This is a genomic window from Ligilactobacillus saerimneri (assembly GCF_036689625.1).
GTDB lineage: Bacteria > Bacillota > Bacilli > Lactobacillales > Lactobacillaceae > Ligilactobacillus > Ligilactobacillus saerimneri.
On record NZ_CP144759.1, the window covers coordinates 1,267,815 to 1,292,733 of the forward strand.

Below are 24,919 nucleotides of genomic sequence, written 5' to 3' on the forward strand. Positions count from 1 at the left end.
ACGTCGTTAAAATAAAAAATCCCCGCCACAAAAGCGAGGATTTTAACAATCATTTTAATGCTGAAATTTTAATTAGTTAACGTGCACAGCAAATGAAGGTGTGTAGTATGCAGTGTTACCATAGCTTACGCTTTGACCTTCAGTAGGTGCAGCAATGTAACGACCGTTACCAGCGTAGATTGCTACGTGGTAGGAACTGCCACGGCTACCCCAGAAGAGTAAGTCACCAGGTTGTGCTTGGCTAACTGGAATTTGAGAACCAGCTGATTCTTGGGCAACAGTGTTACGACCAATGCTCTTACCTGCTTGACCATAAACATATTGAGTGAAGCCAGAGCAGTCAAAACCTTGAGGAGTTGTCCCACCCCAAGCATATGGAGTACCTAAGTAACGGTTAGCAATAGAAACTACAGAACCGTTGTTAGCATATGTTTGAGTTGTAGCTGCTTGACTAGTTTGAGCTGGTTGTGCAGCTGCTTGAGTGTTGTAGCTTGCAGTTGCTTGACTAGTTTGAGCTGGTTGTGCAGCTGCTTGACTAGTTTGAGCTGGTTGTGCAGCTGCTTGAGTGTTGTAGCTTGCAGTTGCTTGGCTAGTTGTAGCAGTTTGTGCAGTTGCTTGACTTGCAGTAGTTTGAGTTGCTACTTGAGTGTTAGCAGTTTGTGCAGTTGCTGCTTGGTTAGTTTGAGCTGGTTGTGCAGCTGCTTGGGTGTTAGCAGTTTGAGTTGCAGAAGCAGTAGCAGTACCAGTTACCTTAAGGCTTTGACCTACATGTAACAATGAGTTAAGGTTCAAGCCGTTTAATTGTGCTAAAGCATCAACAGTAGTGTTGTACTTTTGTGCGATTGTCCACAGAGAATCACCTGCTTGTACAGTGTATGTACCAGTAGCCGTTGGTGCTGGAGTAGTAGTCTTTTCTTCAGCTTGGTTACCATCAGTAGGGATTTCTAATGATTGGTTAACATAAATCAAGTGTGAGTCTGCGCTAACCTTGTTTAATTTTTCGATTGATTGGATGGAAACACCGTACTTCTTAGCGAAGTTCCAAACTGTATCTCCACTCTTTACTTTAACAGTTGTATTGGCGCTGGCAACTTGGGATGAACCTAACAAAAGACCCATAGCCCCGATTGTACCTGCTAAAAATGCCTTAGTATTTTTTTTCAAGACTTTGTTCACTCCTAAAATTATTAGTATTCCTTACGACTTAATGTCCACATTATATATGAGCAGTGTTGCATCACGATGTTAGTAATATTACACCTGTATTAATTATCATTTATATACGTAATATTTGACGCCTAAGCGTTGCTATAATAACCTTTTTGTTTTTTGTTTTTGTAACAAAAAACGTTTTCCAACCAGTAAGTAACTGCTTAAAAAAACCGTTTCAAACATGTTTTTTTACTTTTTTGCAACAAAAATCCTTGTTTTTGTAAGAAGAAAGTTTTTGATAGTTGATTAACCACGATATAGATCTTAAAATATACGGTAACTACTAGTTCAACCGAGCTAATTAATTTAGATGGAAGTGAATTATATGAGCACAAAGCTAAAGGTCGGCGTTCTTGGTGCAACCGGAATGGTCGGTCAGCGTTTCATTACCCTATTACACAACCACCCGTGGTTTGAAACTGCAGTCGTTGCAGCCAGTCCACGAAGTGCTGGCAAAACATATAGCGAAGCTGTTGACGGACGCTGGAAAATGGATGAACCAGTTCCAGCAGAAGTTGCCAACCTCAAAATCATCGATGTTAACCAAGTTGATGAAATCTGCTCTCAAGTTGATTTTGTTTTCTCTGCTGTTAGCATGTCCAAAGATGTGATCAAAAAGATCGAAGAAGAATATGCTCAGCATGAAACACCAGTTATTTCTAATAACAGTGCTCATCGCTGGACGCCGGATGTGCCAATGGTGATTCCAGAAATTAATCCTGAACACATTGAGATCATCCATGCTCAGCGGGAACGACTAGGAACCAAGCGTGGATTTATCGCTGTTAAACCCAACTGCTCTATTCAAAGTTATACCCCTGCCCTCTCTGCTTGGCAGGAATTTGAACCGACACAGGTGGTTGCTTCTACTTACCAAGCTATTTCTGGTGCAGGGAAAAACTTCGCTACTTGGCCAGAAATGGAAGGTAATATTATTCCATTTATTTCTGGTGAAGAAGAAAAATCCGAAAAGGAACCTTTACGGATTTGGGGACATATCGTTGACAAAGAAATCGTTCCTGCAACAACTCCTGTTATTACTAGTCAGTGCATTCGGGTTCCGATTCTCTATGGGCACACTGCAACTGTCTTCGTTAACTTTAAGAAGAACCCTACTAAGGAGCAATTAGTAGATGCGCTGCGAAATTACCGGGGGATTCCCCAAGAGTTGCACTTGCCAAGTGCCCCTGAACACTTCATCCAATACTTGGAAGAACCCGATCGTCCTCAAGTTAAGCTTGATGTTGATTATGAACATGGCATGGGTGTTTCAATTGGACGCCTGCGGGAAGATAGTCTTTTTGATTGGAAGTTTGTTGGTCTTTCCCACAATACCTTACGGGGAGCTGCTGGTGGTGGCGTTTTAATGGCTGAACTACTAGCTGCTAAGGGTTTTTTAACTGCTAAATAATTTCTATCTAGGATCCAATAAGACGGAGAAAACAATGTTTTTCTCCGTCTTTTTTGTTTAACTTTTACACTTTATGTCATATTATATGACACAAAAACTTGCTTTATGTTGTGAGAATAGTTTACACTAATACTCATAGTTACTACTTAACGTTTTACCATAAAGGAGGATACGGTAGTTATGAACACTAAAAGATGGAAAAAATGCGGTTACATCTTCCTACTGATGTTAGGAATTATTACAGGAATATTGGGGGCACACAATCAGCAGGTCCACGCTGATGAGCCAACATACACAATCGCAACTAACAATACCTTTGCTCCTTTTGCAATCCAAGATAGCCAGGGAACATATAAAGGTAAAAATCCTGGTATCGAAATTGAAATGTTACAACAAATTGCTCAACATGAGCACTTCAAGTACACATTAAAACCAATGAGTTTTGATGGTGACTTGCAAGCTTTAGAATCCGGGCAGGTTGATGCTATCATGGCCGGAATGAGTGTTACCGACGAACGAAAGCAAAAATATGATTTTTCTCGTTCCTACTATACTAGTGGTGTTGTAATGGCTGTTGCCAAAGATAGTAAGATCACTAGCCTTAGTCAACTTAAAGGCAAAGTCGTTTCTAGTAAACCCGGAACAAGCGCTGCTATTTACTTAAAGAAAAATCAAGCAAAGTACGGTTACAAGATTAAATATTTCGATTCTTCTAACACAATGTGGAATGACGTAAAAATTGGCAATACCAGTGCTACCTTCGATGATGAACCTGTTATTCGCTACGGAATCAAACAGGGAATGCCACTCAAAGTTGTTTCTAAAAAGGCTATCGATTCCCAACCAGTGGCAATTGCTTTCCAAAAAGATAAGAACCTAGCTTTCCAAGCTAAAGTCAACGATGGTATTAAATGGATGCAAAAAACTGGGCGCTTACAAAAATTGGTTGATAAGTACACTAAGAGTAATGTCACTAATAAAAAAACTAGTGATACTAGTTTCTTAGGTTTAATCAAGGCTAATCGGGCCACCCTCCTCAATGGTTTATGGCAAACAATCCAATTAACCGTAATCGGCATTCTCTGCGCTTTAGTTTTTGGCTTAATCCTTGGAGTACTAGGAATTATGCAAAACAAAGGTGCCCGGGCATTATCAAGTACAATCATTTACGTCTTTCGGGGGCTGCCAATGATCGTCTTAGCCTTCTTCATTTACATGGGAATTCCTAACCTCACAGGTCATAAGATTCCACTTTTCACTGCTGGTATTTTAACTCTAATGTTAGATGAAGGAGCTTATATTGGTGCCATCGTCAAAGGCGGCTTCGATGCTGTCGATCAAGGGCAATGGGAAGCAGCCCGCTCCCTAGGGTTGCCCTACCATAAAGCACTACGCAAGGTTATTGCTCCGCAAGGATTGAAGATTATGGTACCATCATTGGTCAACCAATTCATCATTACTTTGAAAGATACTTCCATTCTCTCAGCTATTGGGGTTATGGAACTGACCCAAACGGGGACGGTTATTATTTCCCAAAACATGGAAGGTTTCAAAATGTGGCTGATCATCGGCATGATTTATGTCATCATCATTACTTTACTCACATGGTTATCTAAATATATTCAAAAAAGGATGGGATAAACAATGACACAGGCAGAACAATATAAAGTCCAAGTGACTGATCTCCACAAAAGTTATGGCAAAAATGAAGTTCTCACTGGAATCAGCCTCAATGTTAAACCCAGTGAAGTTGTCTGCATGATTGGCCCATCCGGGTCAGGGAAAAGTACATTTCTTCGTTGCATTAACAAACTAGAAGAAGCCAACAGCGGACAGATCATCGTTGATGGCCACGACATCACTGATCCACAAACTGATATCAATAAAGTACGCGAAAATATCGGCATGGTGTTTCAGCACTTCAACCTTTTCCCGAACATGTCAGTTCTTGACAATATCACGCTTGCCCCGATTGAACTCCACAAAGCTACTCCTGAGCAAGCTAAGAAAGATGCGCTCCACTATTTAGAACTAGTAGGGCTTAAAGATAAGGCTGATGTCCGTCCGCAAACTCTTTCTGGGGGGCAAAAGCAACGGGTCGCTATCGCACGAGCATTAGCAATGAAACCTGACGTCATGCTCTTTGATGAACCAACCAGTGCATTAGACCCAGAAATGGTTGGCGACGTTCTTCAAGTTATGAAAGATCTAGCTAACGATGGGATGACGATGATTGTGGTAACTCATGAAATGGGATTTGCCAAGCAAGTTGCCGATCGGGTGGTCTTTTTCCACGACGGTAAAATTCGGGAACAAGGAACCCCTGAAGAAATCTTTACCAATCCACAACACCCTGATACTAAGAGCTTCCTCGACAAAGTGCTTAATATCTAAAATTTGATAAATGAGAGGTTGGAAAAAACAGCTTTTTAAATAAAACCATAGCAAACAGCAAAAAGCACTAGAAATCAACGTTTTCGGTAACGTGGTTGCTAGTGCTTTTTAAATTCCTTAGACTTTTCCAGCATCTCGGTCTTTAGTCACTAAAGTTTTTTGAGTAACGTGAAAAACAACCGCAAGTCTATTATCTAAGCTAAAACGAAGGTCGTCGCGCTTTGCACCAACCATCGTCTTAGCTTAGCCCACCGCCTTACCACGAAAATCATTTTCTACTCACATTTAAGTTTTTTTAGCATTATCCCTCGTTATAGTTCACACAAAAATTCTCTTGGTATAATAATCTTAATTGGAGGGATTAATCATGAGTATCTATGGCGAATATCACACTACCTTAACTACTTTACTGACAGAGGTGCAAAGGCGTATTCTAGCCGCTAATCAAGAAATGCAACAAAACGGTCAACCCAAACTCTTTGAACATCTAATCGGTCGGGTAAAGACTCCTGCTAGTATGGAAGAAAAGTGTCTCCGCAAAGGATACCCGGTAACAACGACTTCGGCCCTGCGTAAATGTAAAGATGCTGTGGGTATTCGTATTGTGTGTAACTTCATTGACGACATTGATCGCTGCCTAAAGTATTTCAAACACGCTTCGTGGTGCTCAATCATTCAAGAAAAAGATTACATTAAAAATGCCAAACCTAATGGCTACCGGAGCTACCATATTATTCTTGATGTTGTCACTCCTCACGTTGATATTGATGGTCATACTCCGGGACACTACTTTATTGAAGTTCAGCTGCGCACAATCGCAATGGACTCGTGGGCCAGTTTAGAACACGAAATGAAATATAAACATAATATCGCTAATCCCCAACGGATTGAAAAAGAGCTCAAGCGTTGCGCCGATCAATTGGCATCATGCGATGTTCAAATGCAAACGATTCGGCAGTTAATCAATGCCGCTGATTAGATAAAAGGAAGTGAATTATTATGCGTATTCTCCTCGCTGAAGATGAAGAACAACTCGCTCGGGTCGTCACAATGGCGATCCAGAGTCTAAATTATACCGTTGATGTTGCCCATAACGGCCAAGAAGCCGTCGACTTAGCAGCAACCAACGCTTACGACGCGATCATTCTCGATATTATGATGCCAGTTAAAGATGGCATTACAGCTTTGAAAGAAATCCGGGCTCGGGGTGACAGGACATATATTATGATGTTAACTGCTAAAGCCGAAATTGATGACCGTGTTTTAGGGTTGGACACCGGTGCTGATGACTACCTCACCAAGCCCTTCTCCCTTAAGGAACTGCTAGCACGATTACGTTCTATCGAACGGCGCAATGAAGCTTACGATACCAATACTTTAACTTTTGGCGACCTATCTTTGGATACTAACGAAGGGACCCTAGTTAGTCACAACTCAATTAGCCTCTCCCCCAAAGAAACTCGGATGCTCCAATATCTAGTGCTTAATGCTGAAAAAGAACTCAGTGTCACGACACTTCTCACCCATACCTGGGATGACGATGATGAAGAAGCTGATGAAGATGACGTTTGGTTCACCATCTCTTACCTACGTCAGAAGTTAGCTGCCATTGGTTCAACCGTCTCCATTATCGGCGCACAGGTTGGTCCCTTTAAGCTCCAAGCACCGCCAGCTTCAGCTTAGGAGGCGAGCATATGATTCGTCATTTTCGTAATCGTTTCATTCTCATCTCTAGTACCGCTCTGTTAGCCGTCCTTCTAACCTTAATCGGGGGGATCTCAGCTCTAACCTACTATCGTAGTCAAAAAGTTGTCGACAACGTTTTAACAATGTTAATTGCTCAAGATGGTAGTCTGAACCGTAAAGCAGCCAACCAACAACCCCGCAATGATTTTTTCAAAACACAACCGACTCGGGAAGGAATTTTTCAATATCGTTACTTTAGTGCAACGATTGACAACAAAACCAACAAAGTCTTTATTGATGACAGCCATATCATGACTGTTCCTCCCACAACGATTAGAACGTTTGCTCAACAAGTTAAAAACACCCCTAAATTAGAAGGGAATGTTTACTATCAAAAAACCGCCTATGCTTACCGGATAAAAAAGACTAAAAAGCAAACATTGATTGTATTCTTGGATAAATCTATCCTGACAGCCGAAACCCGCGAAATCATCCGTTTTACCGTTATTGTAGGGATCATCAGCATGATTTTGTATACTGGCCTTTTGATTGGTTTTTCCAAACGAGCTATTAGACCTATTATCCAAGCTGAAAAACGTCAAAAAGAATTCATTACCAACGCAGGCCATGAGCTTAAAACTCCTCTGACCATCATTTCCGCTAATACAGAGATGCAGGAAATGCTTTCTGGGGAAACTGAGCTGACCACTAGTAATAAGCAACAGGTCACCCGCTTAACTCGTCTCGTCAATGAGCTGATCTCCTTGGCACGAATGGAAGAGCATCCCCAAATCACCCTGACTGCTGTCAACGCTACTGATACAGTGACTGAGATCGCTAATAGTTTCCGAGGGGTTGCTGATCAAAATTCTAAGAAACTAGAAGCTTTTGTTGATGACGATATCCAAATTAAAGCCGACCAAAACTACTTTTATGAACTAGTCAACATTTTGCTCGACAATGCCGTTAAGTATTGCGATGAACAAGGAACTATCTCTATCACCCTGCACAAGAATCCTGTTACTAAAAATGCCATTTTGACTGTTGCTAATACTTATGCTGCCGGTAAAGACCAAGACTATACAAAGTTTTTTGACCGCTTCTACCGTGGTGATTCTTCCCATCACAGTCATAATAAAACCCAAACCGGATTTGGCATTGGCCTCTCAATGGCACAGCGAATTGTCGCTTTATTTAAGGGCAAAATCCAAGCCAACTACAAGGATGGACAATTGCAGATGATTGTCACCTTGAAAGCATAAAAAATCCAGGTCTTCACACGAAGGCCTGGATTTTTTGCATGATTAATATTTACTACTTAGCAGTAACCTTTAAAATTGGATCAAAGTAACTAAGCTTTGGATAATCAACATTCCCACCATCAGTGATGGCCAAGTCAGGAATAGCTGTGATAGGTAAGAAGGAAAGGTAGAAGATTGGATCAGGGAGGCGACTACCAATTTGTTGAGCAGCTTGATCCAGTTCCACTTCCTTTTGTGCTAAAGCTTCTGGCTCTAAGTCAGAGGCGATCCCTGCGATTGGTAATGGTAAGAAGGAAACAACTTCACCGTCGATAACAACCACTTGCCCACCATCGTTTTCGATCAGGGTGTTAACGGCGAGAGCCATATCTTCCCGACTGACACCAGCAACCACGATATTGTTGTCGTCTGGGGCAGCAGTTGTAGCAATCGCACCTTTCTTAAAGGACCAACCAGAAATGAACCCCAATGATTGGTTACCATTGATTCCATAACGTTCTAAGACAGAAACTAAGGCTACATCTTTTTCCGGATCTGGTTGAACCACACCATCAACTACATCCAGCTCTACATCACGCCGCTTACGTACGAATGGTCCAATACTGTTAATTGTTTCAACTTCTGCCGTCCCATTAGTAATGTCTACGTGATATTCAAAGTCGGCTGCCGTAGTGAGGTCACGTTGTACAGTGTGCACCAGTGCGGCTGAGCGTTCTGGAATCTGGTAATCAAACTTGTTGACCCCATCTTCAGTCACGATTTGCCCCTTACTGATTACAGATTGAATATTAAATGTTCCTGGTTGGTCAACCAAGAGAATATCCGCATCCTTACCTGGTGCAATTGAACCAACTTGCCCATCAATCTTGCAGGCTTCAGCCCCGTTGATTGTTGCCATTTGAATAGCAGTCATTGGGTCAACCCCGGCCTTGATTGCTAAACGTACCATGTGATCAATGTGTCCATTTTCCAAGATATACCGGGCATTGACATCATCAGAACAGAAACTAGTGTGCCGAGCTGCACCAGCTGCTCCTTCAGTAATAGCACGGATGTTTTCCTTCAAGAATTGCGTTACAGCAGATTCACGGACTACGATGTGAATTCCTTTACGCGCCTTTTCCAAAAATTCTTCATGATCGTAACTTTCGTGGTCTACTTGAACCCCACTCATCAAGAATTCATTGAGCTCCTTGCCCCGTGCCATTGGTGAGCAACCAAAGATTGGTTGGTGGTTCTTGCGTGCTGCCACTAAAGCCTGCATCGTGGTTGGTTCCTTAGTTTGGACCGCTTCACGAACAGTTTCCCAAACCCCATAACAGTTCTCATGTGTTTGGTATTCATCGTGGTCTGCTCCTTCAATATTATAAGCAATAGTTGAAGTTGGAATAGTATATGGTGTCTTATATGGAATGCCCCAGAATACCTTCAATGGTGAAGCATCGACTTCAGCAAAGATATCATCTAACCCTTTCAAGCCCAAAACGGAGATATATTCATCAAAACCAGTGATGATGCTGGTTGTCCCCCGTGGAACAACAGCTTGTGCGAAGCGAGTCATTCCCATCTTGCTGCATTCAACGTGAATGTGGCAGTCGATCAAACCTGGTGCAAGATACTTGCCAGTAGCATCGATTTTCTTGGTGTCTTCACCAATATAATCAGAAACATCAGGATCTACCGCTACGATCTTGTCTTTGTAGACCGCAACATCAGCTGGATAGTATTCACCAGTATTAACGTTAATCAATGTCCCATTTTGAATAACCAAATCAGCTTTTTTCTTAGCAGCACCTGCATCAATATAATCTGCAAGCAATTCTTTTGTTAACATTCCGATTCTCCTTTGATCAAGGTTACAGTCAGTAATAGCTAAAATCTAAATTATTTGTTTAGTGCAAAATGTTCAATACATATAACAGAAGGATAAAGAGTAGGAAGAGAATCCACATAATCGGATTGACATCCTTCCGCCGACCTGCTGCCACCATCATGATTGGGTAAGTCAAGAACCCAAAGGCAATCCCGTAAGAAATGTTGTAAGTCAACGGCATCCCGATAACTACCAAGAAAGCAGGCAATGCTACTTCGAACTTATCCCATTGGATATCACGTAAAGCAGAAACCATTAACACACCTACAACGATCAATGCTGGTGCCGTTACTTGGGAAGTAACCACTGTCAGCAATGGGGAGAAAATCATACTGAAACCAAACAGGATCCCCGTTACCACTGCTGTCAAACCAGTCTTACCACCGATAGCAATCCCGGCTGAAGACTCAACGTAAGCAGCTGTTGGTGTAGTCCCCATGACAGCCCCACCAAGCATGGACAGGGAGTCAGCCATCAAAGCGCGACCGATCCGTGGCATCTTGCCATCCTTCATGATCCCAGCTTGTTGTGCCAAACCGATCAAAGTTCCGGCAGTATCGAAGAAAGCAACTAAGAAGAAGATCAGGACAACGGCCCACATTTGTGGACTAGAGAGAACAGACAGATGTTCTAACCCAACACCGAAAGTTGGCTTCATACTTGGAGCAGTGGAGATAATGTGCGTTGGCATCTTGATCAAACCTGTTGCCAAACCAAGTAATGTAGTTGCAACTAACCCATAAAAGATTGAACCTGGAACCTTCTTAGCCATCAAAATCCCAATGAAGAAGACCCCGAAAATTGTCAACCAAGTAGTTGGAACAGTGAAGGAACCGATAGAAACCAAAGATGACTTGTCAGCAACGATCAAACCCCCACCTTGTAAACCAACGAATGCGATGAAAATCCCGATCCCGGCTGCCATCGCATACTTGAGGTCTTGCGGAATCGCATCAATGATAATTTCACGAATCTTGAAGAAAGATACTAAAGTAAACAGAACGGAAGCAATGAACACCCCGGCCATTGCCTTTTGCCATGGAATCCCCATAGCCAATACAACTGAGTAAGTAAAGAATGCATTGTCACCTAAACCTGGTGCAATTGCAATGGGATAGTTTGCTAAAAAGCCCATCAATAAACAACCAAGAATAGCAGATAAGGCAGTAGCAGTGAAAACTGCCCCCCTATCCATTCCTGCATCCCCTAAAACACTAGGGTTAACGAATAAAATATAGGCCATAGCAACGAATGTTGTCAGCCCCGCTAAAAATTCACGCTTAACGCTGGTGTTATTTTCCGAAAGATGGAAAACACGATCTAACCAGCCAGCAACGCCCGACTTTGAACTCATTTCAGAATTCATACGATAAATACCTCCGTGTGATCAATAATTATTACACTGTGATTATGTCATACAAAAAAATGATCGTCAACCATTAATGTTCGTAAAAACCATTCATTTTTAATAAAGTTAGTGCCGAAGGTTAATAAAACGCTTGAAAAGCGAACTATTTTTCGCCGGATTAAGCGTTAAATTATGTTTTATCTCTCATAGACATCACTAATTTTTGCTATAATAGTAGGTAAGCAACCGCTTACTTGATAGTTGCTTTTACTTAAAGGAGTGATTTTTATGGCCACTAAAACAAAGTTTGCGTTAAGTGACATTACGCGTGCTAATAAGATTTTCTCGGCAACCCGGACGACCATTGAAACAGCCTTCTATGGTAATAACGTTCGAGAAGTTACTACCGTGGCCGATGCGTATACCTTAGCTGCTCAAAGCCCTAAGGTAATCGTAACCGACCAACCGATTTTACATACTGATGAACTAGGTCTCCCCCCTCACGCCAAGATGCTAGTTGATAACCACGGGGCAATTGTAGGCCGGACAGCGGCTGCTCGGCATTTTATCAATAATCCCGCAGAGAACCCAGCTGCTCTTAATGCTATTTTGCGGGAGGCAATTTACAATAACCATCAGCGCAGTTTTTTCAAAACCAGCGTGATGGTTGGCTTAGATGAAGACTTCATGCTAAAAAGCCATCTGCTACTACCTAGCGGATATGAATTCAACCTTCTTTCTTATCTTTTGAATTTCCAAGCAGTAACAGCAGAATACACTCGACGTTATCAACGTTCAGTTCCATATAACGAAGGTGATATCTACCTGTATTGCGATCCGGAATGGCATGATGACCGTTATCCCCAGGGATTAGTAATCATAGACGCTGATCACAATGCAGCTGCTGTCTTAGGTTTACGGTACTTTGGAGAGTTAAAGAAAACAACACTCACTTTAGCCTGGGCCACTGCTCACCGCAATGGATATACCGCTTATCATGGAGGCGAAAAAGCCATTCATTTCAGCAATAAAGCTGACAAAGTACTTGCCTTTTACGGCTTATCAGGTTCCGGCAAGTCTTCTTTGACGCATGCTAAGCACGGTGGCAAATTCGCTATCACTGTTCTGCATGATGATGCTTTCGTCATTAGTCGTGAAGACGGCAGTTCAGTCGCTTTAGAACCCGCATACTTTGATAAGACTAATGATTATCTACCGGGCAGCAAAGAAGCTGAATATTTTACAACAGTGATGAATGTCGGAGTTACACTAGATGCGAATGGCCAAAAAACACTAGTAACTGAAGACTTACGAAACGGTAATGGCCGCACTATTAAATCCCGGTACGCGTCAACTAACCGAGTGGACAAGGAAAGTGCTCCTATCACCGATATTTTTTGGATCATGAAAGATGATAGTCTCCCTCCTGTACTCCGATTGGATGACCCGATTACCGCAACCACGTTCGGTATCACTTTAGCCACTAAGCGTTCGAGTGCTGAAAATGTTGACCCCGCTAGTCGTGATGCTCTAGTGATTGAGCCATTTGCTAACCCATTTAGGGCTTATCCTCTATCTGAGGACTATCATGACTTCAAGGAGTTATTCACTAATCATCAAGTTAATTGCTATATTGTCAATACAGACGCTTTTGGCGGACAGGATATCCCTAAGAAAGTCACTTTGGGTATTTTAGAGGATATTATCGCCGATCAAAAAACAGACCTATGGCGTCCTTTTGGTAATCTCCCACATATTAGTTACTTGCCTTTAACGGACTATCCAGTGGACTTTACTAATCAAGACTACTGCCACCGCCTTAAAACACGGCTAGAGATTCGTCTCCAATGGCTCCAAGATTATGCAGCTAACCACCCGCATGAAAATCTACCGAGTGAAATTAAAGAAACACTGATGAGCTTAATTGCTAACGTTTAAGCTTATATAACAAAAAGAGATCTGGCATTACTTACCAGATCTCTTTTTTGTACTCAACTTATAAAAACATCTTCATTATGTGCTACTTAGTGTAGCAATATGGTCTAATTAATTATTCTTTCTTCTTCGAGCACCACCTAGCCCTACCAATCCAAGTGCTGTTAACACTGCACCAACTAGGCCGGCATTGGTTGGGGTCGCATCACCTGTTTGAGGCAAACTCTTAGTTGGAGTGGTCTGAGCCTCTTCTTTAGCAGTTGCTGGCGCCTTCTTGGTTACTGCAGTTGGCGTCACTTTAGCGCTTGACACGCTTGCGTCCACTACTTCTTTATTCGTTGTTTCTGTAACTCCATCCTTATCAGGGGTTACTTGTTTTTCTTTTGGAAGTACAGTGATTGTGATGGTTATTCCTTGCTGCGAACCATCCGGATAATTAATCGTCATTATACCCGTAGTTTTTCCAACTTGATCAGTATCCGGCGCAACCGTCCAATCAATAGTTACATCATCAGGTAATTGCTCACGGTTCTTGATCAGATCTTCTGGATTAACATCTTCACCCTGAGTTACAGTCACACTTGTTGTTATGTCTGGATTGTTCTTCTCAGCATCTGTCCGGTTGTCCACTACCTTTACTGAGACATCAATCTCAACCGTTGTCCCATCGTTGAAAGTTACTACCGCCTTATAAGCTACTGGGTCCTTGGTAGTTGCTTCCAGGCTAGTGTCGATACTGTCGGCATCCTTCCAGATGATTTCCTTAATATGTTTGTCCGCCTTTGCTTCGGCATCAAATGCTTTATTAGCATCCGGAACTGTATTCAAGTTCGTTGTAACTTCATCTGGATGTAAATTTGCCCCATATTTTTGCACATCAGTCTGTGAATAGTTAGCAGTATAGTCAGCCGTAGCAAAGTTCTGGGTATACTTTCCGTCTCGATCCAAACAGTTGGTGCTGTTGTCACAGTATTGGTATCCTTGGCCACAGCAAGTTGCTTCTGATCATGTTTGTCAGCTTCTGGCTGCACTGGCTCTACTCCAGTTTCTGGAGTAGTGTCTTGTTTTGCCAACTGATCACTATTATTTTCTTGTGCTGTTTCAACCGTAGTATTTTCTTCTACTGGTTCTGTTTTTGCTGTTGGCGCAGTAACTGTTGAATGTAATTTAACAGTATCTTCCTGCAGATCATTGGTTGCCACAACATCCGTAGTGTTATTTTCATGAACCGTTGTAGTTGTGGCGATTGTGTCAGCATGAGCCTTACCATTCATTCCTGAAAAGACCAACCCGACTAATACCGATGCAGTTACTAAACCAACCCGATGAATAGAATAACGCTGCTTCTTATCACCATACTTTTGTTTATATTCCTGACGATTTTTGCTAGATAACATTTGTCTTCCTCCTCGTTATTCACAAAAATGAAAGATGCATTAATTAAATAAAATAATTATATCTAAATTAAGTCTAGCAAAAATGCAGTTAATCTCATCAATTAACATTAAATATTTATGCAATAATTTTTATATTGTGTTACGTAGAACTTTCCTTCTGTATGTCCCCCAGTATAGCTATTATATAGGTATTATCACTCATTAGTCAGCAAAATGCTTTTATTGTACAAAGTAAATATTTAGGTGTTTTTTTATAAAATTAAAAACAAAATATTATCATTACTAAACATATTTCTGATGGAGATAACGTCAATTCCAGAAAAGCATTAAAGGTCGAAATATTAAAAAAGAGGCTGGGAAAAAACTCTCAGTCCAAAATGAAAGCCGGACGATGAATCAAATCTTGGTTCATCGTCCGGCTTCTTATGTACACAGGAAATCGTTCCTGATATGATGTAATTACCCCTAAAAACAAACATAAAGGAGCGATTTTCATGTATCAAAATTATATCACGGGACAAACAGAATTCGTACTAAATTATGACTACAATGTGCCAAAAAATCATCTGGTTCGGTTAATTGATACTTTTGTCGATTCCATTCCACAAGAGGTTTTGTTAGAAGAGAACGTGGCCGTCACCGGCCGCCCACTTTCTCACCCTGCACTGATGTTAAAAATTCTGTTGTTTGCGTACTCTCGTCAAACTTATTCTGGCCGGAAAATAGAAACCTTGTTAGAAGAAAACTTACCAATGCGATGGTTAGCCCGTGATCATTCATACAGTTACCATACCATCAATAACTTTCGACGGAGTGAGCACGCCAGGAACTTAATAAAACGTACCTTTGTTTACTTTACTATGGCTCTTACGGACCATGGGCTAATTCAAAATGATGCAGTCTTTATTGATGGCACTAAGGTTGAAGCGGATGCTAATAAGTACTCGTTTACTTGGCGTCGGGCAATAGAAAAGTATCACGCTAAGTTGAGAGAAAAGACGGCTAGTATTTATGATGAGTTAGTAGAAAAGCAAGTCATCAAAGAGATGAAACCAGAAATGATTGAATCTATCGACGGTATGGAATTAATGGCTGAAGAAGTGGAAAAAGAAATCACTAATCTAGACGAAGCCATTAAACAGGAGCCGAAAATAATTAAAGGTGGTTCAGTTAGAAAACGTCGGCGACGTTTTCTAAAGAAGCTTCGTCGTCAACTGAGAGAAGACTTAATTCCACGGGCTAAAAAATATGAACGTGTCGAAGATATTTTTCAAGGACGAAATAGCTTTTCGAAAACAGACCACGACGCAACTTTTATGTGCATGAAAGAAGATCCGATGATGAACCGAGAACTCAAACCCGGATATAATCTTCAGATTGCCACGCATAATCAGTTTGTCCTTGATTATGCTTTATTTTCCAATCCTACTGATACTAGGACTTTAGTGCCATTTCTTAAGCAATTCCATGGCTTGGATTTCTTTACACACGTGGTAGCTGATGCTGGTTACGGTAGTGAATATAATTACACAACACTGCTTGACCAATTCGATAAGCAACCACTCATTCCATACACCACCTATCAAAAAGAGCAGAAGCGTAAGTTCAAAAATGATCCAACAAAACCTCAGAATTGGCAGTACAATGCCGAAGATGACTACTATATTGATCATTTAGGCGTTCGCTTCAGTTTTTATCGCTACAGTAAACGAACTGATAAGTATGGATTTAAGCGCGATCTTAAACTCTATCGTGCCGACACACATCAATCATCAGAAGAGTTAGATCAGTTAGCTAAAACGCCAGGTAAGCGTCAGCGCTACATCCAGGTTAATCCAACTTGGAATTATTACAAAGCAAAAGTCAAAGAGACCCTCTCAAGCGATGAAGGTAAGATGATCTATCGTCGACGCAAGTTCGACGTTGAACCAGTCTTTGGTCGCATGAAGAGGGATTTTGGCGTACGCCGAACTCATTTGCGCGGCCAACGGGCTGTGGAAAATGATGTCGGATTAACCTTAATGGCATTGAACTTAACGAAATTGGGTAAAATGATCAACCAATTAAGACCCTTTTTAGTAAATAACCAAAAATGCGAACTACAATTTTTGATTAAATCAAAAATCATAGTTCGCATTTTCTTAGTTAGAAGCTAGAAAATAATAGTTAATTCCCAGCCTCTTGTCCTAAATATTCTTAGCTTATTAGAGCTTTTCCTTGTTTACGATGTTCAAGTTTTCGTCCAAGTCATAAACAACTGGCTGACCAGTAGCCATTTCAACATTCATGATATCTTCATCAGAAATGTTTTCAATGTACTTAGTCAAAGCACGTAAGGAGTTACCGTGTGCAGCGATGATCACGTTCTTACCTTCACGTAACTTTGGAGCAATTTCATCTTGCCAGAATGGAATAACCCGTTCCAGGGTAACCTTCAAGTTTTCACCTGCTGGAACAGTCCGTGGATCTAAGTCAGCGTAACGACGATCGTTCAATGCAGAACCTTCATCATTGGCATCCAATAATGGTGGTAAAACATCGTAAGAACGACGCCAAATGTGAACTTGTTCGTCACCATACTTAGCAGCAGCGTCAGCCTTGTTCTTGCCTTGTAATGCACCATAGTGACGTTCATTCAAGCGCCAAGTCTTAGTTTCTGGAACCCAGAGTTGACCACTTTCTTCCAATGCAAAGTGCAAAGTCTTGATGGCACGAGTTAAAACAGAAGTGTAAGCTTGATCAAATTCAATCCCTGCTTCTTTAAGCTTGCGCCCAGCAGCCTTAGCTTCTTCAACACCTTGTTCGGAAAGGTTAACATCAACCCAACCAGTGAAAAGATTCTTCAAGTTCCATTCACTTTGACCGTGACGGATAAATACTAATTTAGCCATTTAGTAAATACCTCTTTCTTTGAAAAAATATTTAGTGTAAAACTTACAGATTAATTTTACACTGAATCACATAAAATTAACAGTATTAGCCCCAAATTATTGGTTTACTTCCTTATTTTCCACAATTGCTTGCGCTAGTTGATCCATTGCCTGATGCACGATTGCTGGCGTGGTTGCCAAGTTCAAACGAATGTGCCCCTCACCTGCTTCGCCAAACCAATCACCAAAGTCAACTGCCAAATGAGCTTTATGCTTGATAAAGTATTCTAGATGCTCTGGCGCAACTACCGAAGAGAGGTCCACCCATGCCAAATAAGTTCCTTGTAAATCTGCCACTTTGATCTGTGGCTCTACAGCTTGCAAGCATTCCTTAACATAAAGGTAATTGTCTTTGATAACAGCTAACAGCCCTTCTAGCCATGACGCTCCATCCCGGTAAGCTGCCGTCGCTGCCGTCTGCGCCATCACTGTTGCAGATGGCAAGGATAACTCACGCACTTCCTTATCATAGCGTTCCCGCAACTGTGGATTAGGAATAACAATATTAGATCCTAATAATGCTGCCATATTGAAAGTCTTGGAAGGCGAGTCCACCATTACTGTATTATCGCGATAAATCCCTTGGGCAATGGACAAAGCTGAAACAAACGGCTTATCCCCTATGATTAAGTCATGATGAATCTCATCAGAAACTACTAGTACCTGTTTTTCCCGACATAGTTCTAAGAGAGTTGTCAATTCCTGTTCACTCCACACCTTCCCTACTGGGTTGTGGGGACTACAAAAGATCAACATTTTAACATGGTGCTGGTCCATTTTGTTAGCAATATCTTCCATATCCATAACATAAGTATCGTTTTCAGCACGTAAATTAGAAACCACCAAGTGACGATCATTTTCTTGGATCACACGCATAAAGGGATAATATACAGGCTGAAGAACCATGATACTTTCCCCAGGTAAAGTTAGGGCCCGTACAATTGTGCTCAGGGCATTCACTACCCCTAAGCCAAATCGCATCCAGTCTTTTTGTAGCTCAGTTTGGTAACGACCCTTCTGCCATGCAAAATAGGCATCATAATATTCATCTGGTGTCAGCGAGTACCCAAAGGCACCGTGATGCACCCGTTGAATTAAAGCATCTTGTGCTGCTTGAGGAATCTTAAACTCCGTATCGGCTACCCATAACGGCAAAAGGTCATCCCTACCAAAAGTAGCTTCTAACCCATCCCACTTTGCTGAGTTAGTATGCTTACGCTCGACTGCATATTGGGCAATAAATTCTTCTTTATTCATCTTTCTTACTCAACCTCTCTTGTAGTTTTTGTTTAACATTATGACTTTTCCCATGATTAATTTTTACCCCAAGAATATCGAGGAAGAAGGTAAAAATTGGAATTCCGACAATTAATCCCCACATTCCAAAAAGACGCTCGGCAACTAGCAACACTACAAAAGTATAAAATACCGGCAGGTCTGTCTTACTCGACATTAACTTAGGATTGAGAATGTATGCTTCCAACGCATGAACAACCGTCAGCATAATGATGATATAGATCACATCACTCAACCCTCCATCAGAATATGCAATCAAACACATTGGAATGGCCGAAATGATAACCCCTGCTACCGGCACCATACTCATCACAAAAATCAACAAGGCTAAGGAGAATAACTGGGGAATATTAATGATCATTAAACCTAAAGTAGTAATAATCGTATTAACAATTGCAATGATAAATTGTGCTTCTAAGACAATTCCGAACGTATTGGTAAACTTGCGCGCAAAGAAAGCAATATCCTTAAACAGCCACGCATGTTCACTATTAAAGAAACTTTGATTAATACTTTGCATCTGATCAACTTCAATACTGAAAAAGAAACTCAATAATAATGACATCGCTAAAGCAAAGGCCATACTTCCCAAACTAGTTAAAGATGTCACTACCAAAGAAAGTCCGTGTTTGATCTGTTCCGTAATTGTCGAGGTACTAACAAAATTCGAAACGTAATTCAAAACATCACTAGCCCCCTTGGGCGGATGATTGTAAAAATCAAGCAATGATTTGACTAGCGTCTCTGATTCCTTGACCAGTGTTGGAATATAGGTCGTAATGGCCAAATAAATCAACCCGATCAAAAGCAGATAAACGATTACTACAATCAATGCTGGGGGGACATGCACGTAATGATGAATTTTTCTAATCAGCCGCACAATTAAAAAGGAAAAAATGAACGTCAGTAATATGATCGTCATCATCCCACGCGCCAAGTATAAAACGCCAATTAATCCCAGCAAAACTACTAATCGGCGTAACTTGATATTATTGACAAACCGATGCCAAATCTCCATAGTTCTTCCTCCTCTTCATTTACACTTAGTTTACAACATTTCCAGTTTGAAGACACTGATTACTAGCTATCTAGCGGGGATTTTCTTCTCTTTCTTTGCCAGCAAAACATAATAAAATGCGGTACAATTAAAATAATATAACTTTATTTAAAAAGGACCACGTTCATTATGAAAAAGCAAGCACACAAACACTTATTTGGCATCTTTTTAGCCTTAACCGGTGCTATTCTCTGGGGAATTGATGGAATTACCTCCCAATTTCTATTCCAGCGAACTCCCGTTGAACTTTCCTGGCTCATTGGGGTCAAAATGATCATTTCAGGAATTCTCCTATTGGCAGTTGCTTTCGCTGTAAACGGAAAAAAGATTTTTTCTGTTTGGCATTCTCAAAAGGGAATCACCACACTCTTGATTTACACCATTTTTGGCCTAGCTGGTGATCAATTAGCTTTTGCCATGGCCGTCAAGGTTTCTTCAGCTGCTATGGCAACTATTCTCCAAAGTTTGAGTGTTATCCTCGTTGTGATCTATGCTGCAGTAGTCTACCATGAATTTCCCAATGGGCTACGATGGCTTGCGATTGTGATCGCCACCTTGGGAACGTGGCTCTTAGTGACACGAGGATCGCTCAACCATATTTCTCTTGACGGACCAACTATTTTTTGGGGACTAACTTTTGCCGTCTGCGCTGCTCTCAACAACGCTCTTCCAGTAAAACTAGTCGCTTCCTATGGTTCTTTGCCAATCATGGCGTGGGCTATGCTTCTCGGAGGAATTATCTTTGAGGGGATCCACCCCGTTTGGGTTGATGCTCCCCATATCACCTGGGACTCGTTGCTAGGAATCAGCTTCACTTCTATTGCTGGAACAGGGCTAGCATATTATATCTTCATTAGTAGCCTTAAATATATTTCCCCTACTGAAGCCACAGTTTTGATTACGTTTGAAGCATTAACAGCCGTCGTTGGTGGTTTTCTCTTCATGGGGTTGGTTCTCAACTGGGCAGAAATCCTAGGTGCAGTCATGATTCTGACTGCCACGATTGTGCTGGCTTTGGCTGATCGTCCCACAACTAATAATGGTTTTTCAAAAGAAAGTCGCAGTTCTAGTGAGTAACGCACTTCTGGCAGATAATACAAATAAAGAAGGTTCCAAAAACGGAACCTTCTTTTTGTATTATCTCAATGTTAATAATTCTTGTGGATGGTCAATTAAATACGTAGGCTTTTCCTTTTCCAAGGATGCAACATCATAAGCACCCCACTTGCATCCACAAGTAGCTACTCCAGCTGCATTTCCCATCTGCAAATCATATTTGGCATCACCAATCATTATACATTGGTCTAAATTCAGTTGGTATTGCCGTGCAATATTCAACACTCCATCCGGAGCTGGCTTATAATGATCTACTTGGTCTGAGCCAATTGTTCCAGTGAAATATTGCTCAATTGCAAGTTGCTTCAAGCTCCGCTTAATGGCCCCTGAAGCCTTGCTAGTTACTACAAACAATTCCTTGTTGTCTGCTTTTAGAGTAGCAAGCACATCTTTAATCCCTGCAAACAACTTAATATTAACCCGCTCTAATTCACCGTAGATTTGTCGAAAATCTGCATACATCGCAGCTAACGTCTTGTCATCAGCTTGGTGGTCAGTCCAGATGGGAAAAGAAGTCTCAATTGGGATCCCCATATAATATCGTATCTCGTCCGCACTGGGTTGGGTAAACTTATAGTCTGCAAACACAGCCTGAATTGCATCAACAGTTGTTGTCCCCGAATCAGCCAGAGTTCCGTCAAAGTCAAATAAATAATTTTGAAGCATAATTCTCTTTCCCTCTCTCTTTTTCTTAGTCTTTTAATTGATAAGTGTACGTTGTTCGGTAGGTCTTCTTACCTCCACGTGGTAATACAATATCGCCAAAGTTTGTCTGATTAATGGCATCAGGTAGGGTTTGGGCTTCCAGAGCAATTCCTTCAAAAACATGAGCCCGTTTTCCTTCATCACGACTATATCTAATTTGGTCACTAGCAATATGGTTCATCGTATAAACCATCAAACCGTTTCGATCAGAGTCGATCGTCACCTGGCGCCCCGTGTCCGCATCTCGCAATACAGCAATCGGCTGTGTTGCTTTTCCTGGTCCATTAACCACATAAGCCATATCAATTCCAGTTCCATCAGTAGCAAGTAAGGCTTGACCAATATTACTTAACTCTTGGAAATCATATGGTGTTCCTGCCACCTGAATCGTATCCCCTGTTGGAATCAATTCCTCATTAAGGCGTAAACGTTCAGGCGTATTGATCATTAATTCTGAACTAGCAAGGTTATCATGGTCACTAAGATTAAAAAACGCCCGACTAGTTGGATTAAAGAGTGTATCTACTTCACTATCTCCTTGGGCCGAGTAAGCAATCGTTACTTGATCGTTATTGTTGAGCGTATAAATAATCGTCACCAAGATATCCCCTGGGAACCCATCTAACTCTTGAGTAATCTGCCGTTGAAAGATCGCACTGATACTGTTGGCTGTCCGTGAAGTAGTATAGTTCCAGTTCAAATGTTGAAAACCATGTGCCCCACCATGAAGTAAGTTAACCCCGTCATTTGCTTCTAAATGATACTCCTGATTATTGAGGTGGAAGCGTGCATGCGCGATTCGTCCTCCAACACGTCCAACTGTTTGCCCCACCAACATTTGTTCATATTGCGCCGGCGTATCAAAATTCAACAATAAGTTTGCCTTAGTTCCGTCTAAACGCGGAACTTTAAAATCAGTCCACGTAGCACCTAAAGTTATACACGAAATTTCCACCCCGTTGTCATTTTCCAACGTGATCTTTGTTACCATATGGTTGTTGTACATCCCAAAATGTTTCCGTGTTATATCCATGACAATTTTGCCCTCCAGATTACAAAAAATATAGTCTCAACATACAATTAGTATCCGTTTTCATTTTAGCATGAATCATCTCTCGTAACATACTTATCATCTTTTTAAGGCAAAATAAGCAAAAACATATTTTAAAACTTTTTTTATCCGTTATATCCCCCAAATTTCCCCATTTAAAGATTTCTTTTTAAGCATTTTTGCTTAAATGCTTAAATGTTACCGTTAACGTAGTTGCAAATTGCATATTTAAGCTGTATGATATTAATCGTCAAGGATATAGATTTTATATGACTGAGAGGATTATGCATTATGAGTAATACAATTATTGAAAAAATCGATGCCCGGGAAGACAAGGATAAAACATGGCGTCTATCTGATAGTCAATCAGGACACTATTTAAACGTAATTTTTGATCGCAATTTAGAAGAAGGCATGAAAGTTAAGCGTAACTTCTCCTTCAACCGGTTCGAATCTGAACAAATTAACGAACTCACGAAGCTAGTCCCACATCTTACTAGTGATTATTCCATTTCCATTGATTCCAATGCCGTTGGTTTGGCCTTTATGCCTATTGCTAACTGCGATGCTAAGTCAATGATGGTTGAAATCAGCTAAACAATATTGATTCACACATATCCAAAAAATAATTAGTCCTTACGAACAGGTGCGCATGTTGTCGCACCTGTTTTTTTAGGCTAAAATATATTTACGTTTAAGAAAGCGCTTTTGGCGTGAGTTTGTTACGAAGGGATTTTTTGACTATGACACAAAAACAATACATCCTCGCAATCGACGAAGGAACCACTTCTACCCGTGCGGTAATTATTGACCATGACGGGCAGGTAATCGCCGATTCGCAACGCGAGTTCACCCAGTATTTTCCGCAACCTGGCTGGGTCGAACATGACGCTAATGAAATTTGGATTAATGTTTTAGCAACCATGACCATTGCGGTTACAAAAGCTGGCATCAAACCCGAACAAGTTGCTGGAATTGGTATTACCAACCAACGGGAAACAACGGTTGTTTGGGACAAAAATACCGGTTTACCTATTTATCACGCAATTGTCTGGCAGTCACGGCAATCCAAGGATATTACTGATCAGCTCTTGGAAGAAGGTTACGCTGATATGATCCATCAGAAAACCGGGTTGATCATTGATCCTTATTTTTCAGCAACTAAAGTTCGCTGGATCCTCGACCACGTTCCAGGAGCACAAGAACGGGCAGCTAAAGGCGAGCTATTATTTGGTACTATCAACACTTGGCTCGCTTGGAAATTGTCTGGTGGCAAACTTCACATTACCGACTATACCAATGCTTCCCGGACAATGCTGTTTAACCTTCAAACCCTCACTTGGGATCAAGACATTCTAGACTTACTCAACATTCCTCGGCTCATGATGCCTGAAGTAGTCAGCAACTCTGGCATATACGGTATGACTGCACCGGTCCACTTCTTTGGCAAATCTATCCCTATCGCGGGCATGATTGGTGACCAGCAGAGTGCACTTTTTGGTCAACAAGCCACGGCACCAGGAATGATCAAAAACACTTATGGAACTGGGGGCTTCCTCGTAATGAACACTGGGGCCCAACCGGTATATTCCAAAAACAATCTTCTGACCACGATTGCTTACAGTTTAGATGGTCAGACCACCTACGCATTGGAAGGATCCATTTTCGTTGCTGGCTCAGCTATTCAGTGGCTCCGTGACTCAATGAAAATGATCCCTAGTGCTCACGCGTCAGAGCAAGCAGTTAAAAAATCAACTTCCGCTAATGAAATCTACGTTGTTCCTGCTTTCACTGGTTTAGGTGCCCCTTATTGGGATGCCGACGCCCGGGGAGCTATCTTTGGTATCACACGGGGAACTACCAAGTATGACTTTGTCAAAGCCACCCTCCAATCTCTGGCCTATCAAACACGAGATGTTGTCGACACAATGCAAAAAGACACTGGGATCGCAATTCCTACAATCAGCGTTGATGGCGGGGCTACCCGCAATAACTACCTAATGCAATTCCAGGCTGACATTATGGGGATTCCGATTAAACGCGCTCATAATATCGAAACTACCGCCTTAGGTGCGGCCTTTTTGGCCGGGTTGGCCACTGGTTTCTGGCAAGATATGAACGAACTAAAACAACTTACTACAACCGGGCAAACATTTACTCCCCAAATGGAAAAAACAACCCGTAACCACCTCTATCAAGGATGGCAACGAGCCGTTCAAGCAACTATGGCTTTTAAACCAAACTAA

21 protein-coding genes are annotated in these 24,919 nt (G+C 41.4%); 11 read left to right on the plus strand and 10 right to left on the minus strand.

The window, feature by feature from the left end; genetic code table 11:
* Positions 1-72 precede the first annotated feature (72 nt).
* On the minus strand, positions 73-1,164 hold the full coding sequence (locus V3C97_RS06260) for a LysM peptidoglycan-binding domain-containing protein (protein ID WP_338434019.1): 1,092 nt from the start codon (positions 1,162-1,164) through the stop codon (positions 73-75).
* Positions 1,165-1,537: 373 nt separating this feature from the next.
* Between V3C97_RS06260 and asd the strand changes: the two genes are divergently transcribed.
* The 6 genes from asd to V3C97_RS06290 all read left to right on the plus strand — a co-directional run bounded on the left by asd (position 1,538) and on the right by V3C97_RS06290 (position 7,965).
* Positions 1,538-2,623, plus strand: coding sequence for an aspartate-semialdehyde dehydrogenase (gene asd / locus V3C97_RS06265; protein ID WP_009552045.1), 1,086 nt, complete (start codon positions 1,538-1,540; stop codon positions 2,621-2,623).
* 225 nt (positions 2,624-2,848) lie between these two features.
* Positions 2,849-4,264 (plus strand): ABC transporter substrate-binding protein/permease, encoded by a 1,416-nt coding sequence (locus tag V3C97_RS06270; protein WP_338434552.1) that lies wholly within the window; start codon positions 2,849-2,851, stop codon positions 4,262-4,264.
* Positions 4,265-4,267: 3 nt separating this feature from the next.
* Positions 4,268-5,017, plus strand: a complete 750-nt coding sequence (locus V3C97_RS06275; RefSeq protein ID WP_338434020.1) for an amino acid ABC transporter ATP-binding protein — start codon at positions 4,268-4,270, stop codon at positions 5,015-5,017.
* 367 nt (positions 5,018-5,384) lie between these two features.
* Positions 5,385-5,996, plus strand: coding sequence for a GTP pyrophosphokinase family protein (locus tag V3C97_RS06280; RefSeq protein WP_338434021.1), 612 nt, complete (start codon positions 5,385-5,387; stop codon positions 5,994-5,996).
* Positions 5,997-6,016: 20 nt separating this feature from the next.
* Entirely contained in the window at positions 6,017-6,700 is a 684-nt protein-coding gene (locus V3C97_RS06285; protein WP_338434022.1) for a response regulator transcription factor, read from the plus strand.
* An 11-nt stretch (positions 6,701-6,711) separates the two neighbouring features.
* Positions 6,712-7,965, plus strand: coding sequence for a sensor histidine kinase (locus V3C97_RS06290; RefSeq protein ID WP_027826728.1), 1,254 nt, complete (start codon positions 6,712-6,714; stop codon positions 7,963-7,965).
* A gap of 52 nt (positions 7,966-8,017) precedes the next feature.
* Here the strand turns inward: V3C97_RS06290 and V3C97_RS06295 are convergent, their stop codons facing one another.
* Together V3C97_RS06295 and V3C97_RS06300 are read right to left on the minus strand one after the other, a co-directional pair.
* Entirely contained in the window at positions 8,018-9,799 is a 1,782-nt protein-coding gene (locus V3C97_RS06295; RefSeq protein ID WP_009552057.1) for an adenine deaminase C-terminal domain-containing protein, read from the minus strand.
* Between the two features lie 58 nt (positions 9,800-9,857).
* The gene (locus tag V3C97_RS06300; RefSeq protein WP_317294323.1) at positions 9,858-11,204 is read right to left on the minus strand and encodes an NCS2 family permease; all 1,347 of its coding nucleotides are present in this window, start codon (positions 11,202-11,204) and stop codon (positions 9,858-9,860) included.
* 270 nt (positions 11,205-11,474) lie between these two features.
* Between V3C97_RS06300 and V3C97_RS06305 the strand changes: the two genes are divergently transcribed.
* Positions 11,475-13,124, plus strand: coding sequence for a phosphoenolpyruvate carboxykinase (ATP) (locus tag V3C97_RS06305; protein ID WP_338434023.1), 1,650 nt, complete (start codon positions 11,475-11,477; stop codon positions 13,122-13,124).
* A 108-nt stretch (positions 13,125-13,232) separates the two neighbouring features.
* Here V3C97_RS06305 and V3C97_RS06310 read toward each other — a convergent pair whose 3' ends face one another.
* Positions 13,233-13,997 (minus strand): Rib/alpha-like domain-containing protein, encoded by a 765-nt coding sequence (locus V3C97_RS06310; RefSeq protein ID WP_338434553.1) that lies wholly within the window; start codon positions 13,995-13,997, stop codon positions 13,233-13,235.
* Positions 13,946-14,518 carry a hypothetical protein gene (locus tag V3C97_RS06315; RefSeq protein ID WP_338434024.1) on the minus strand — a complete coding sequence of 191 codons (573 nt, stop codon included), beginning with the start codon at positions 14,516-14,518 and terminating at the stop codon, positions 13,946-13,948. The genes V3C97_RS06310 and V3C97_RS06315 overlap by 52 nt, the downstream gene beginning before the upstream one ends.
* Before the next feature lie 494 nt (positions 14,519-15,012).
* On the opposite strand from V3C97_RS06315, the gene V3C97_RS06320 reads away from it, so the two are divergent.
* On the plus strand, positions 15,013-16,674 hold the full coding sequence (locus tag V3C97_RS06320) for an IS1182 family transposase (protein WP_056968813.1): 1,662 nt from the start codon (positions 15,013-15,015) through the stop codon (positions 16,672-16,674).
* A gap of 48 nt (positions 16,675-16,722) precedes the next feature.
* Here the strand turns inward: V3C97_RS06320 and V3C97_RS06325 are convergent, their stop codons facing one another.
* The 3 genes from V3C97_RS06325 to V3C97_RS06335 all read right to left on the minus strand — a co-directional run bounded on the left by V3C97_RS06325 (position 16,723) and on the right by V3C97_RS06335 (position 19,762).
* A complete protein-coding gene (locus V3C97_RS06325) occupies positions 16,723-17,409 on the minus strand; it encodes a 2,3-diphosphoglycerate-dependent phosphoglycerate mutase (protein ID WP_009552073.1) in 687 nt (228 codons plus the stop codon).
* Positions 17,410-17,505: 96 nt separating this feature from the next.
* Entirely contained in the window at positions 17,506-18,705 is a 1,200-nt protein-coding gene (locus V3C97_RS06330; protein ID WP_338434025.1) for a MalY/PatB family protein, read from the minus strand.
* A complete protein-coding gene (locus V3C97_RS06335; RefSeq protein ID WP_216542920.1) occupies positions 18,698-19,762 on the minus strand; it encodes an AI-2E family transporter in 1,065 nt (354 codons plus the stop codon). Before V3C97_RS06335 ends, V3C97_RS06330 begins: the two co-directional genes overlap by 8 nt.
* Positions 19,763-19,930: 168 nt before the next feature.
* On the opposite strand from V3C97_RS06335, the gene V3C97_RS06340 reads away from it, so the two are divergent.
* Positions 19,931-20,878 carry a DMT family transporter gene (locus V3C97_RS06340; RefSeq protein WP_338434026.1) on the plus strand — a complete coding sequence of 316 codons (948 nt, stop codon included), beginning with the start codon at positions 19,931-19,933 and terminating at the stop codon, positions 20,876-20,878.
* A gap of 60 nt (positions 20,879-20,938) precedes the next feature.
* On the opposite strand, the gene V3C97_RS06345 is transcribed toward V3C97_RS06340, so the two are convergent.
* Positions 20,939-21,583 (minus strand): HAD family hydrolase, encoded by a 645-nt coding sequence (locus V3C97_RS06345; protein WP_009552081.1) that lies wholly within the window; start codon positions 21,581-21,583, stop codon positions 20,939-20,941.
* 25 nt (positions 21,584-21,608) lie between these two features.
* Complete coding sequence (locus V3C97_RS06350; RefSeq protein WP_027826719.1) at positions 21,609-22,655, minus strand: aldose epimerase family protein; 1,047 nt, start codon at positions 22,653-22,655, stop codon at positions 21,609-21,611.
* Between the two features lie 309 nt (positions 22,656-22,964).
* On the opposite strand from V3C97_RS06350, the gene V3C97_RS06355 reads away from it, so the two are divergent.
* Entirely contained in the window at positions 22,965-23,270 is a 306-nt protein-coding gene (locus V3C97_RS06355; RefSeq protein ID WP_009552085.1) for a hypothetical protein, read from the plus strand.
* A gap of 146 nt (positions 23,271-23,416) precedes the next feature.
* Positions 23,417-24,919 carry a glycerol kinase GlpK gene (gene glpK, locus V3C97_RS06360; protein ID WP_027826717.1) on the plus strand — a complete coding sequence of 501 codons (1,503 nt, stop codon included), beginning with the start codon at positions 23,417-23,419 and terminating at the stop codon, positions 24,917-24,919.